Source organism: Sulfurihydrogenibium yellowstonense SS-5 (genome assembly GCF_000173615.1).
GTDB lineage: Bacteria > Aquificota > Aquificia > Aquificales > Hydrogenothermaceae > Sulfurihydrogenibium > Sulfurihydrogenibium yellowstonense.
Map to the genome: position 1 here is coordinate 1 of NZ_ABZS01000021.1, position 12859 is coordinate 12859.

The 12859-nt window shown below is 32.5% G+C and carries 14 protein-coding genes; 10 read left to right on the plus strand and 4 right to left on the minus strand.

Going from position 1 to position 12859, the window contains the following annotated elements:
* Together infB and SULYE_RS01530 are read left to right on the plus strand one after the other, a co-directional pair.
* Positions 1-1808: translation initiation factor IF-2 (infB, locus tag SULYE_RS01525; RefSeq protein WP_007545821.1), on the plus strand; the 1808-nt coding region annotated here is incomplete at its 5' end.
* On the plus strand, positions 1780-2442 hold the full coding sequence (locus SULYE_RS01530; protein WP_052294927.1) for a 7-carboxy-7-deazaguanine synthase QueE: 663 nt from the start codon (positions 1780-1782) through the stop codon (positions 2440-2442). The genes infB and SULYE_RS01530, both read left to right, overlap by 29 nt.
* Here SULYE_RS01530 and SULYE_RS01535 read toward each other — a convergent pair.
* Positions 2439-3089, minus strand: coding sequence for a PilZ domain-containing protein (locus SULYE_RS01535; protein WP_007545824.1), 651 nt, complete (start codon positions 3087-3089; stop codon positions 2439-2441). The genes SULYE_RS01530 and SULYE_RS01535 overlap by 4 nt on opposite strands.
* 58 nt (positions 3090-3147) lie before the next feature.
* Between SULYE_RS01535 and dprA the strand changes: the two genes are divergently transcribed.
* Together dprA and SULYE_RS01545 are read left to right on the plus strand one after the other, a co-directional pair.
* On the plus strand, positions 3148-4218 hold the full coding sequence (gene dprA / locus SULYE_RS01540) for a DNA-processing protein DprA (protein ID WP_007545825.1): 1071 nt from the start codon (positions 3148-3150) through the stop codon (positions 4216-4218).
* Between the two features lie 87 nt (positions 4219-4305).
* On the plus strand, positions 4306-4632 hold the full coding sequence (locus tag SULYE_RS01545; protein ID WP_007545826.1) for a (2Fe-2S) ferredoxin domain-containing protein: 327 nt from the start codon (positions 4306-4308) through the stop codon (positions 4630-4632).
* 395 nt (positions 4633-5027) lie between these two features.
* Here SULYE_RS01545 and SULYE_RS01550 read toward each other — a convergent pair whose 3' ends face one another.
* The 3 genes from SULYE_RS01550 to SULYE_RS01560 all read right to left on the minus strand — a co-directional run bounded on the left by SULYE_RS01550 (position 5028) and on the right by SULYE_RS01560 (position 7141).
* Positions 5028-5918, minus strand: coding sequence for a DnaJ C-terminal domain-containing protein (locus SULYE_RS01550; RefSeq protein WP_007545827.1), 891 nt, complete (start codon positions 5916-5918; stop codon positions 5028-5030).
* On the minus strand, positions 5918-6520 hold the full coding sequence (gene grpE / locus SULYE_RS01555; protein WP_007545828.1) for a nucleotide exchange factor GrpE: 603 nt from the start codon (positions 6518-6520) through the stop codon (positions 5918-5920). The genes SULYE_RS01550 and grpE overlap by 1 nt, the downstream gene beginning before the upstream one ends.
* A 96-nt stretch (positions 6521-6616) precedes the next feature.
* A complete protein-coding gene (locus SULYE_RS01560; protein ID WP_007545829.1) occupies positions 6617-7141 on the minus strand; it encodes a LabA-like NYN domain-containing protein in 525 nt (174 codons plus the stop codon).
* A gap of 210 nt (positions 7142-7351) precedes the next feature.
* Here SULYE_RS01560 and SULYE_RS01565 point away from each other — a divergent pair, with 210 nt between their 5' ends.
* The 6 genes from SULYE_RS01565 to SULYE_RS01590 all read left to right on the plus strand — a co-directional run.
* On the plus strand, positions 7352-7588 hold the full coding sequence (locus SULYE_RS01565; RefSeq protein ID WP_007545830.1) for a hypothetical protein: 237 nt from the start codon (positions 7352-7354) through the stop codon (positions 7586-7588).
* A 527-nt stretch (positions 7589-8115) separates the two neighbouring features.
* On the plus strand, positions 8116-9660 hold the full coding sequence (locus SULYE_RS01570) for a glycoside hydrolase family 57 protein (protein ID WP_007545833.1): 1545 nt from the start codon (positions 8116-8118) through the stop codon (positions 9658-9660).
* Positions 9661-9874: 214 nt separating this feature from the next.
* On the plus strand, positions 9875-10558 hold the full coding sequence (locus SULYE_RS01575) for a dUTP diphosphatase (protein ID WP_007545835.1): 684 nt from the start codon (positions 9875-9877) through the stop codon (positions 10556-10558).
* Positions 10551-11402: an SDH family Clp fold serine proteinase gene (locus SULYE_RS01580; protein WP_007545837.1), complete on the plus strand. Its 852-nt coding sequence runs from the start codon at positions 10551-10553 to the stop codon at positions 11400-11402. The genes SULYE_RS01575 and SULYE_RS01580 overlap by 8 nt, the downstream gene beginning before the upstream one ends.
* 183 nt (positions 11403-11585) lie before the next feature.
* Positions 11586-12044, plus strand: a complete 459-nt coding sequence (locus SULYE_RS01585; protein WP_232178536.1) for a DUF502 domain-containing protein — start codon at positions 11586-11588, stop codon at positions 12042-12044.
* Positions 12034-12859: UbiD family decarboxylase (locus SULYE_RS01590; RefSeq protein ID WP_007545841.1), on the plus strand; the 826-nt coding region annotated here is incomplete at its 3' end. The genes SULYE_RS01585 and SULYE_RS01590, both read left to right, overlap by 11 nt.

Consider the following 12859-nt stretch of genomic DNA (forward strand, 5'->3'; position numbering starts at 1 on the left):
AGAAAGAAGAGAAGAAAAAAGAAGTAGAAGAGCAGTCAAAAGAAGAAGAGATTAAAATCGTTCAAATCCCTGAAGTAATAACAGTTAGAGAGTTGGCAGATTTATTAGATATTCCCGTAAATCAAATATTAATGGATTTATTAAAAAGAAAAATACTTGCAACAGTAAATCAAACAATAGACCCTAAAATAGCCATAGAAATAGCAGAAGAACACGGATTTTTAGCTGAGTTAAAAGAAGAAGGTGTAGAGGAAGAAAAAGAAGCAGAAGAAGAAATCCTTTCTGAAGAAGCAGCAGAAGAAGGAAATCTTGTTCCAAGACCGCCTGTCGTGGTAGTAATGGGACACGTAGACCACGGAAAAACTACGTTGCTTGACACTATTAGAAAAACAGACGTTGCAGCAAAAGAGCATGGTGGTATTACTCAGCATATAGGTGCTTATAAAATAAAACTTCCTAACGGAAAAGAAATAACATTCTTGGATACACCAGGACACGAGGCATTTACAACTTTAAGAGCAAGAGGGTCAAAAGTTGCAGATATAGCTATCTTAGTAGTTGCTGCAGATGACGGAGTAAAACCTCAAACTGTAGAAGCTATTAACCACGCAAAAAGTGCAAAAGTTCCTATCGTTGTAGCTGTTAACAAGATAGATAAGCCCGGTGCAGACCCTATGAGAGTAAGACAGGAGCTTACCCAGTATGGACTTATCCCAGAAGAATGGGGCGGAGATACGATCTTTGTAGATGTATCTGCAAAAACCGGAAAGAATGTAGAAGAGCTTTTAGAGATGGTTTTACTCGTTGCTGAAATGTTGGAACTCAAAGCAAACCCTAATAGGCCAGCGGTAGGAACAGTTATTGAATCTAAATTAGACCCTAAGAAAGGACCTGTAGCTACTGTCTTGGTTGAAAATGGTACTTTAAAAGTTGGAGATTACTTTGTAGCCGGGTATACTTGGGGTAAGGTTAAGGCGCTATTAAACGAGAGAGGAGAAAGACTTAAAGAAGCCGGACCTGGAACTCCCGTAGAGGTGCTTGGATTTGAAGAAGTTCCTCAAGCAGGAGATAAATTTATTGTAAAAGCATCAGAAAGAGAGGCTAAACAGTTAGCTGAAATTAGAAAGTTAAGAAGAGAAGAAGAGCTTCTTGCTAAAAAAACAAGAATACATTTAGAAAATCTTAGCGAAGTTAAAGAAGTTAATATTATTATTAAAGCTGACACGCAAGGTTCTTTAGAAGCTCTTAGAAAATCTATAGAAGAGCTCTCAAATAAATTTAGTGAAGTAAGTATCAATATAATACACGGTGCTGTTGGTGGAATTACGGAAAGTGACGTTATGCTTGCGGCAGCATCTAACGCAATAATTATAGGATTTAACGTTAGACCGGATGCAGGAGCAAGAAAAGCTGCAGAAGAAGAGAACGTAGATATAAGAGTTTATAATATTATCTATCAAGCATTGGAAGATTTAGAAAAAGCAATGAAAGGTATGCTTGCTCCTACGTACAGAGAAGTATTGCTCGGAACTGCAGAAGTGAGAGCAACGTTTAAGGCTAAATCTATTGGTACGATAGCAGGATGTTATGTTACAGATGGCGTAATTAAAAGAAATGCAAAAGCCAGATTGGTAAGGAATGGCGTTGTAATATACGATGGAGAGATAAACTCTTTAAAAAGATTTAAAGACGATGTTAAAGAAGTTCAGAAAGGCTTTGAATGTGGACTTACTTTGAAGAATTTTAATGATATAAAAGTTGGAGATATAATAGAAGCTTATGAAGTTGTTGAAGAAAGACCTCAATAAAGAAACTTTTAAAGTTGTTGAAATATTTCGTTCTGTTGAAGGTGAGGGAAGATGGGTAGGTCTTCCTGTTGTCTTTATAAGATTGGAAGGCTGTAATCTAAGATGCAGCTGGTGTGATACTCCTTACTCTTATACAGGAGAAAACTTTAAACTACTTAGTATAACTGATATTTTAGACGAGATAAAAAAATACAATCTAAAAAGAGTTTGTATCACAGGCGGCGAGCCATTCTTTACAGAAAATCTTGATGTTTTAGTTGAAAATCTTATAGAAAACAGTTATCAAGTATTTATAGAAACAAATGGTACCCTATGGAATCAAAACTTTGAAAACTTAGATAAGTCTAAGATCTATATCACATGTTCTCCAAAACCACCTTTCTATTTTATAAACAAAAATCTTTTACCCTATGTATCTGAGTTTAAATTTGTCGTTGATGAAACTCTAAGCATTAAACATATTATAAGATCAGACCTTATAGAGTATATTAAAAACGATACTATCGTACTTCAACCGGAAAGTAATAAGCCAGAAATGGTTAAAAAAGCGTTAGAATTACAAGATGAGCTTTTAAAGTTTGGTATTGAAAGTAGAATTATACCCCAGTGTCATAAAGTTTTAGGTTTACCTTAATCTGCAAAAGTATTAAGTATCTTTGCAATTTCCCTTTGCCTTTCGAAAATGTATTTTGCTACTTCGTCTTCAACCTTAGTTGTTGCATTTAAAATTTTTGCACCATATCTATAAGTGTTATCAGGTCTTTCTATTTTGTAAAGAGCTTTAAAAACAATCGGCAAGGATTTACCATTAATATTAAGTTTTCCTGAGTATGGTTTATTTAATTCTAAATAGACAGTTTTTGGCAACTTGAAACCAAACCCTTTCTCAGAAATGTCCCTTAGCGACACGCATACATTGACGTTATCATATATTTCTAATAGAATTGGATTTTTTGAGGAACATTTTACTCTTACATGTTCCCTTTTTACTTTTGGTTCTATAGCAAGAGAAGGAAAGGTTGTAACTAAAGTTTCCTTATTCCAAAATAAAGGTCTTAAAAGTAGAACTTCATTGTTAAACTTTAAATAAATTTCTTTTTCCTGATTTATCATTGCTTCTATTTTTGGATTTATTTCAAACTCAATCTGCTTTCTTCCAAAATCTATATCTAAAATAGGCAAAACAACTTTTATTGGTGATTCTTCATAAAAAATATACGCTTCTAATTTTTTATCTTTTTTGAGCTTATTTATAAACTCATCAAGTATCCCCTCTGACATAGCAACCTCATGCTTGTGTTATACTAATATTTTATCACACTAAAAAGGAGTATCAACATTGAATGAGATCCTAAGCTCTCTTGAAATTTCATTTATAAAAGGTATTGGGAATATAACTTTTAAAAATTTAATACTTAAATTTAAAACTTCAGAAAATATTCTTAACACAGATTTTAATCAGTTAAAAGAAAACTTCGGTGAAAATATAGCAAATTTAATCGTAAATAGAGATAAATCTTTAAGAGAAAGAGCTTTAAAAGAGTATGAGAAGGCTTTAAAATACAACGTCCGGATAATTCCTTTTTCTTCTGAAAACTATCCTAAGCTGCTAAAAGAAATTCCAGACCCGCCGATGGTTTTGTATGTTAAAGGTAATTTAAATAATTTAGATAACTCTCTTTCTGTTGTTGGAACGAGAAAGTATTCTAATTATGGTCTTTATGTAGTAAATTCTATCGTTAAAGAATTGGCAAAGAATGGTGTAACTATAGTTTCTGGACTTGCCTCTGGAATTGATACCTTGGCACACAGAATAACTCTAAAAGAAAATGGTTATACTATTGCGGTTTTAGGCAATGGTATTGATATAGTGTATCCTTACGAAAATAAAAAGCTTTATGAAGAAATCTCAGAGAAAGGTTGTATTATTTCTGAATTTCCGTTTGGAACAAAACCTTCACAGTACACATTTCCAAATAGAAATAGAATTATAGCCGGGTTGACGTATGGAACGTTTGTAATTGAAGCACCGGAAAAATCAGGAAGTTTAATAACAGCCAATTATGCCAATGATTACGGTAGGTTAGTTTTTACAGTTCCGGCAAACATAAATCTATCTTCTGCAACAGGTAATAACCTTCTTATAAAAGATGGAGCTATTCCAATAACAAGCTTTGAAGATTTCAAAGACCATTTACCATTTTTAAATTTTAAAAAGGAAAATTTTGAAGAAGTTTTAGATTTAACAGAGGAAGAAAAATTTATACTTCAAGTCATCGGGTCTGATAAGGTTTATATTGATAAAATCATAGAATCGGTAGATGGAAAATTTGATGTTTTTACAGTTTTAAATGAAATGGTAATTAAAGGTGTTCTTTCTGAGGAGTTTGGATTTTATTATCGTAGTTAGTAATAAAATTTCTAATTTAAATCATTTAAAAATCTACACTATTTTTATATAATCTGAGAGAGAAAATTTATAACAGGAGGTTATAGTATGTCAGAATTTAGACATGTTTTTGTGTGTATGCAAAGAAAGCCACCAGGAATGCCATCTTGTGGTGATAAGGGCTCTGACCAAATTTTTATGAAATTCCAAGAAGCATTAATGACAAAAGGACTTTTTAACAAAATGGCAGTAACTGCAACAGGTTGTTTAGGTCCATGTATGTTTGGTCCAAATGTAGTTGTATATCCTGATGCTATCTGGTATGGAAATGTTACTCCGGCTGACGTAGAGGAGATAGTTCAAAAACATATAATTGAAGGACAACCGGTAGAAAGACTTATAGTATCAAAAGGAAAACCACCGGGAATGTTTTAAATAAAATACATTATCACTTTTTTCTGTCCTGAGGACTTAAGTCCGAAGGAGATCCTTTTTAAAAGTAAGCAGAGGCAATTCATGAATTGCCCATACAGTGAATAAGTGAGAAATAAAAGGAAATAGATTCTTCGCTGTAGCTTTAGAATAATCAATTATTACTTTGTCTATCATCCTGAGGACTTTAGTCCGAAGGATCTCCTCTTTTGATTTTTTGAAAAGAAAAGCAGGGGATTCTTCGCTGACGCTCAGAATGACGAAATAGGAGTATAAAAGGACGGAGATTCTTCACCGGTTGCAGAATGACGCAGTTTAAGAGTTTTTGTCAGTAAGCAACAAACTAAGAGTTTTATAATTTATTTTAATTTTCCCAAAACGACATGACTTACATACCTTTAAAAAATATAAATATATAAATCTCCTCTATTTCCAGATTTGTCTATGTAGCCTTCCTTTGGAATTTTTAAAGTTAAAGGTAATTTTTCTTCCTTTGGAATTTTTAACTCTAAAATCTCATCTGTTATTGTTTTAATTCTCAGAATTTCATACTCTTCCAATGGCTTTTGTAATTTTAATTTTAGATACAAATCATTGCCTAATTTTTTAAAAACATTTTCAACCAGTTTAAATCTTATTATCAGGTCTCCGCTTTTTCCACCGTTTGTACCATCATGACCTAAATTTCTAATTCTTAACCTCTCTCCATCATCAATACCTTTTGGAATGTTAATTTTAAGAGATTCTAATCCTTTATAATAGCCTTGTCCTTTACATTTTTCACATGGATTTAGAATTTCATATCCTTTACCAAAACAATTAAAACAGACAATTTTTCCTATTTTTGTCTGGATTTTGCCAATTCCATCGCATTTTTTACACTTTACAATCTTACTTGATTGCGAGAGACCCGAACCTTCACAATTTTCACATGTTTTATATCTTTTGTAAGTGATTACTTTTTCACTACCCAAAATAGCATCTTTTAGGCTAACTTTTAGAGTAATATGAATGTTTGAACCATTTTTTGGCTTATCAGTAAATCCTAAAAATTCAAGAAGTTTTTCCTCAAACACATTTAAAAGATTTGATTTTCCAAGAATGTTATTATAAGAACTTCTTTTTTCTGGGTCTATGAGAGTTTTATATGCTTGGTTGATAAGCTTGAAAATTTCTTCCGAATCTTTGTTTAAATCAGGATGAAACTTCTTGGCTTGCTTTCTGAAGGCTTTTTTTATCTCTTCTTCGGTAGCATCTATTTTTAAGCCAAGAAGTTTATAAAAATTCATTATGTTATTTCTTCTTCCTCAGATATAGCAACTACTACTTTTGCCGGTCTTATAACTTTACCTTTATATTTATATCCTGCTTGAAGGACTTTGACTATTTGATTATTTCTATACTCTTTTGTTTTTATAGTTTCTAAAGCTTCATGTTCCATTGGATTAAATTTCCCTACTGCCTCTATCTTTTCAATTCCATAGCTTTGAAGAAGGTTTATAATTTGATAATGCGTCATCTGTATTCCTTGCATGATTGCGTTCATATCGTTAGATATTTTAAAGCTTTCTAACGCTTTTTCAAAATTATCCACCACATCTAAAAAAGATTTTGCAAACTTTTCTATAGATTCTTCTTTTATTTGCTCTCTTTCTTTTATTGCTCTAATTTTGTAATCTTCAAAATCTTTTTGAATTGATTGATATAAAGCGCTTAAACGTTTTGCAGCTTCTTCTGTTTTTTGTAATTTTTGTTTTAACGTTTCTACTTCTTCTTGCAGCTTCTTTATAAGCTCATCTTTCTCTTGCTCTGTTAAAGACTTTTCTTCTCTAATTTCTTCTTGTTTTTGTTCTTGATTTTCAATATTTTCTTGATTATTCTTTTCTTCCAACTTTTTACCTCCTGATTTTCGTTTTACAAACATTACGGAATAATTTTGAATTTTATTTTCTTCTAACTTTATATAATTTATGTCTGATAAAGTTTTTTACAAGAAAATATCTTCGCCAAATGTTGTCAAATCTATGAATTCGTCTGCAACTTCTATTAACTCTTTAGCTGTTGTTTGTTTAAATGCTGCAATTTCTACTTTGACACCTTTTGTTTGTAAGTATTTTACAAGGTCTTTAAAATCTCCATCTCCCGTCGTAAGTATGGCTACATCTATCTTTTCAGATAAAGCTATAGCATCTATTGCTATCCCCATGTCCCAATCTGCTTTAATCGTTGTCCAAAGATTACCCTCTTCATCCAATCTTTTAAATATTTTTGGCTCCTTTTCTCTAACTTGATAACCTATATGTTTAAGTGTGTTTATAAATCCTTTTTGGTCAACACCTTGTAGCTTCACTATATAAGCAAAGGCTCTAACTAAAATCCTGTCTCCAAGAGTTTTATAAAGGATGCTTTCAAAATTTACTTTTCTATTAAATGTATCCCTTGCTGAATAATATAGGTTCTGTATGTCTACAAATATAGCAACTCTTTGATTGTTATATATCTTTTTGTTCAAGAATAACTCCTTTTTAGCATTATTTTTTTCTTAATTCTACCATATTAAGGACAAAGTTTGTATAAATTCAAATTAAAATTCAAATTCAAATTTTTCCCTGATTAAATCCGTCAGTTAAGCTAAGTTTTTAACTTTAAATTAAATTAAGACTTTACAAATTTTTTTATGTTATAATATTGACTAAATTTTTTTAAGAGGAGGTAGTTAAGAATGAAAAAATTAGTACTCGGATCAGTAGCAGCTGTATTATCAGCATCTTTACTTTTCAGCTGCCAAAAGAAAGAAGAACAACAACCAGCTGAACAACAAGCTGCTCCAGCTGAACAACAAGCAGCACCTGCACCAGCTGAACAACAAGCTGCTCCAGCTGAACAACAAGCTGCACCTGCACCAGCTGAACAACAAGCTGCTCCAGCAGGCGAACAAAAACCAGCTGAACAAAAGTAATTTCACACTATATGAAGGGAGGCTTGTCCTCCCTTTCATTAATTAAAATTTACTATTTTAAAAATTCTTCTATTTAATTATCTTTTAAGGACTTCTATATAATCTAAATAATCTAAAAAACCATCATGTATCATGTGGAAAATTCAATAAAAGTATGAGATTTTTCTCCAGCTACAAAATGGCGATACTTTACTTCTAAACTCTCATCCTCTTCTGTAATGACAATTCATGAATTGTTTCTACTTATTTTCTTTGCCATCCCTAAGGATGTAAGTCTGAAAGATCTTCTTTTTGAATTCTGTGAAAATTCCTAATTTCTTACTTATGGCATTTCTATACATTCTAAAGAATTGTAATTAAATTTTCAAAGAAATGATTTTAATTTTTCCTTTAATGCTAACATCCTTTCACGGACCCATCACTCCCATCCTTTAAAATCCTGTTATGTTAGAATATTCCCAATTGTTTATTTTTAAGGAATATAAACTAAATTTATACATACCTACAACATAAGGAGGGAAGATTTAATGAAAGGCTATTGGATGCCAGTATTACATTCCCACTTGCCATTTGTAAAACACCCAGAATATGAATACTTTCTTGAAGAGCATTGGCTTTTTGAAGCTATAACAGAAACATACATACCGCTTTTGATGAGATTTAAGAAGCTTGAAGAAGAAGGCGTAGATTTTAGAATAACAACCTCTATCACTCCACCTTTAGCATATATGCTATCAGACCGGCTACTGATTGAAAAGTACAAAAAATATCTTGACAAAATGCTATCCCTTACAGAAAAAGAAATCAAGAGAACAAGAGCAAGTGAAACATTTAACAAGCTGGCAAATTTTTATAACAAGCTGTTTACTGAAATTAAAGATTTTTTTTATGGATTTTTAAATCAAAATGTTTTAAACGGCTATAGATATTTTGAAGAAAAAGGATGTATAGAAATAATTACTTGCAATGCAACCCACGGGTTCTTACCTTTACTTCAACCAGAAATCCAATCTGTAGAGAGACAAATTGAGCTTGCAGTCAAAACTCACGAAAAATTTTTTGGGAAAAAGCCAAAAGGCATTTGGCTTGCAGAATGTGCATATTACGATGGGCTTGATAGCATATTAGCTAAGCATGGTATAGAGTATTTCTTTTTAGATTCTCATGGATTGATTTTTGGAAAGCCAACTCCAAGATACGGTGTTTTTGCACCTGTTTATACACCATCAAAAGTAGCAGCATTTGGAAGAGACCCAGAGTCTTCAAAGCAAGTATGGAGTGCAAAGGAAGGATACCCGGGAGACCCTAACTACAGAGACTTTTATAGAGATATAGGTTTTGACCTTGAATTTGATTATATTAAAGACTATATAAGCCCGGATGGAATTAGAGTTTATACAGGAATAAAATATTACAGAGTAACGGGAGATGTTGACCTTGCCCACAAACAGCCATACGACCCGGATAAAGCAAAAGAAATGACAAAGGTTCATGCCGGACATTTTCATATATCAAGAGAAAAACAAATGGAATATCTTGGTAAATTTATGGATAGACTGCCGTTAATAGTTTCTCCTTACGATGCAGAACTTTTTGGCCATTGGTGGTTTGAAGGACCAGAATTTTTATATAATCTTTTTAAAGAAATTGATAAACATAAACAATTTAAAGCAATTACACCATCTGAATATCTAAATATATACCCAGAAAACCAAGTAATCAGACCATCTCCATCATCTTGGGGCGATAAAGGATACTATGAAGTATGGATAAATCCAAAAAATCACTGGGTTTATAGATATTTACATCAAATGGAAAGAGATTTAGAAAGCTTAAAATCTAAATATAACAACAATCAAAGAGTCTTAAAACAGTTGGAAGTTCAGCTCCTACTGGCTCAAAGTAGCGATTGGACATTTTTAATAACAACAGAAACAGCTCAACAGTATGCAACAAACAGATTGAAAGAACACATAAGCCATTTTTACACATTGAAAGAACAGTTAGAGATGGGTAAAATAGATAAAGAGTATTTAAAATTTTTAGAGTATAAATACAGTATTTTTGGATAAAGAATTAGGTATTTTTATAAAATCTTAGATAAGAAGATCCTTCGGACTAAAGTCCTCAGGATGACAGGAAAAGGTTGATTTATGGGCATCAGAGAAAAGGCAACTTTATTTGTCATTCTGCAGCCGGCAAAGAATCTCTTACTTTTATTGAATTTCTAACCCGACGTATTTAGAGTAAAATATAGTATTTTTAGCGATTAGGAGGTATTTTTACTTGGAAGAGAAAATAAATGAATGTTTAAAACTGCAAGATGAACTTAACAAAAAGATTGATGTAAATTGGAAAAATATAAGAACAAGAGAGGATTTTTTTAGAGCTATATGGCTTGAATGTGCTGAATCTGTTGAATCTTTACCTTGGAAATGGTGGAAAAAAATTGAACCGGATATAGAAAATCTTGAAATTGAACTTGCTGACATATTTCATTTTGTATTATCATTGGTTCTTATGGAGAGAAACCCGGATTTAAGTTATTTTTACAAGGGTTTAAGCAAAGACTTCTCAGATTTAAAAGATATAGAAGGTGATTATATTAACCATTATTTAGCACAAAAGTATAAAGAAGAAGAAAATACAAAAATTTACATCTATCTAATAGAAAGGGTAGCAGAAAAAGCCTTAAGGCAAGATTTAAATGGCGTGTTATTTTTCTTTGGTATGGTTGTCTCGGAAGTCTTTGATTTTGATAAATTATACCTTCTCTATATCGGCAAAAATATACTCAATCATATAAGACAAGAAAAAGGTTATAAATCCGGAAGCTATCAAAAAGTAATTGGTGGCTTAGAGGATAACAAATATTTATTAAAAGCAATCAAAGAGGTAAACTCAAAAGATGAACTTGAAGAAAAGTTAAGAAATGTTTTCGAAAATTTGGAGGTAAAAAATAATGAATGAACCAGGTTATTTTTTCATAGGACAGCTATTTTGGTTAATTTTCCTCTTTTTGTTTATATTCCCTATAATTCAAGCCCAGATGCTTCAGTGGAGTAGAGAGAGAATATTAAAAGCTATAGAAGAAAAATATGGCTCTAAGGTAATCACATTAATCCATAGACAAGAGACAAGGTCGTTGTTTGGATTTTTTATGATGAGGATGATAACCATAGAAGATTCAGAGGCTGTTTTAAGGGCAATCAGAATGACTCCAAAAGATAAGCCTATAGATTTTATAATACATACTCCCGGCGGGATAGCCTTGGCTGCAACACAGATAGCAAGAGCTTTAGTAGCACATCCAGCAAAAGTAAGGGTAATAGTACCACACTATGCAATGTCTGGCGGGACGTTAATAGCATTAGCTGCAGACGAAATAGTCATGGACCCATTTGCAGTTTTAGGACCTGTTGACCCACAGCTTGGAATGGAACCGGCAGCATCCTTAGTAAAGATAGAACAGTTGAAAGAGCCAAAAGATATAGATGATCAAACGCTTGTTAAAATTGACATGAGTAAAAAAGCTTTAAAGCAGATGAAAGACACAGTTAAAGAAATTCTTATAAAAAAAGGACATAGTGAAGAAAAGGCTGAATTTATAGCGAATGAACTATCTCAAGGAAAATGGACGCATGACTATCCGCTTACCTACGATTATCTAAAATCTTTGGGACTAAACGTAAGCACCGAAATGCCGGAAGAAGTTTATGCTTTGATGGATTTATATCCTCAACCGACAGGAATTCCTGCTGTCCAATATTTACCAGAACCACCGGTAAAAAGACCGGAGGCAATTAAGAAATGAAAGTAAATTTAAAAAACACATTTATTACAGGACTTTTTGTTTTAATACCTATAAATAGTTACATTTTGGGTTGTAAAGACCGTTTTATCAGCGGTAAATAATCTAATACTTCCTTACATTGAAGAGCTTGGTATTCCGGTTCCTCATATTCCCGGTCTTGGGATATTAGTAACTTTAAGCATCATCTTTCTTCTTGGACTTTTAGCTCAAAATTATTTTGGCAAGAGATTACTGGAATATTGGGATAAATTTATTTCAAAAATTCCTGTAGTGAGCTCTATTTACAATGCAACAAAGCAAACGATGGAAACATTATTCTCAAAGAAAGAAAATTTCTCAAAGGTTGCTCTTGTTAGGTATCCACATAAAGACACCCTTGCGATAGGCTTTGTGGCTAATGAGTTAAAAATATGTAATGAACATTATTACATTGTTTTTATACCGGCAGCAATAAACCCAACTTCTGGGTTTGCCATAATGGTAAAAAAAGAAGACCTTATTCTTACAGATTTAACCGTTGAAGAGGCAACAAGAACTATACTTTCTGGTGGATTAGTTATTAAAAAACAAATAAAATTATTAGAAAATCAAAAAACAGAAGAAGCAAAGGTTGTAGAAAACGGAGAAAAAAATGCCGTATGAAGATTTAAGGGAGTTTATATCAGACCTTGAAAAAAACGGAGAGTTAATCAGAGTAAAAAGTAAAGTTAGTCCGATTCTTGAAATAACTGAACTTGCGGATAGAATGTCAAAACTTCCAAAAGGTGGAAAGGCTTTACTTTTTGAAAATGTTGAAGGATACGAAAACATCCCGGTTTTAATTAATGCCTTTGGAAGTGAAAAGCGTATGAAAATGGCGCTGGGCGTTGAAAATTTTGAAAGTATCGGCTGGAAATTATATAAGATCTTAAAACCAGAAATTCCTAACACATTTTTAGACAAGTTAAAAAAACTGCCAGAACTGAAAAAACTAAACGATGCTTTGCCTGTTGTTGTCAAAGATGGAAAATGTAAAGAAATAATCAAAAAAGGTCAAGATGTAAACATCTTTGATTTTCCGGTTTTAAAATGCTGGCCAAAAGATGGTGGAAGATTTATAACACTTCCAATAGTCATTTCGAAAGACCCGGAAAATGGAATAAGAAATGTAGGAATGTACAGGATACAGCTTATAGATAGAGACAAAGTGACAGTTCATTGGCAGATCCATAAAGGTGGTTCTCATCATTTTTGGAAGGCTAAAAGGCTTGGTGTTAAAATTCCTGTTGCCATAGTAGTAGGTGCAGACCCTGTTCTTACTTACTGTGCATCTGCTCCACTGCCTGAAGATGTAGACGAATTTTTATTTGCTGGCATTATCAGAGATAGAGGTGTTAAGCTTGTAAAATGTGAAACGGTTGATTTAGAAGTTCCGGCAGATGCAGAAATTGTGATAGAAGGATACATAGACCCAAGCG

Bases quoted from the DNA above. Each gene is read 5' to 3' on its own strand.
- SULYE_RS01535 (WP_007545824.1), bottom strand. From the start codon at position 3,089: ATGTCAGAGGGGATACTTGATGAGTTTATAAATAAGCTCAAAAAAGAT.
- SULYE_RS01530 (WP_052294927.1), top strand. From the start codon at position 1,780: ATGAAGTTGTTGAAGAAAGACCTCAATAAAGAAACTTTTAAAGTTGTT.
- SULYE_RS01550 (WP_007545827.1), bottom strand. From the start codon at position 5,918: ATGAATTTTTATAAACTTCTTGGCTTAAAAATAGATGCTACCGAAGAA.
- SULYE_RS01580 (WP_007545837.1), top strand. From the start codon at position 10,551: ATGAATGAACCAGGTTATTTTTTCATAGGACAGCTATTTTGGTTAATT.
- SULYE_RS01565 (WP_007545830.1), top strand. From the start codon at position 7,352: ATGAAAAAATTAGTACTCGGATCAGTAGCAGCTGTATTATCAGCATCT.
- SULYE_RS01570 (WP_007545833.1), top strand. From the start codon at position 8,116: ATGAAAGGCTATTGGATGCCAGTATTACATTCCCACTTGCCATTTGTA.
- SULYE_RS01545 (WP_007545826.1), top strand. From the start codon at position 4,306: ATGTCAGAATTTAGACATGTTTTTGTGTGTATGCAAAGAAAGCCACCA.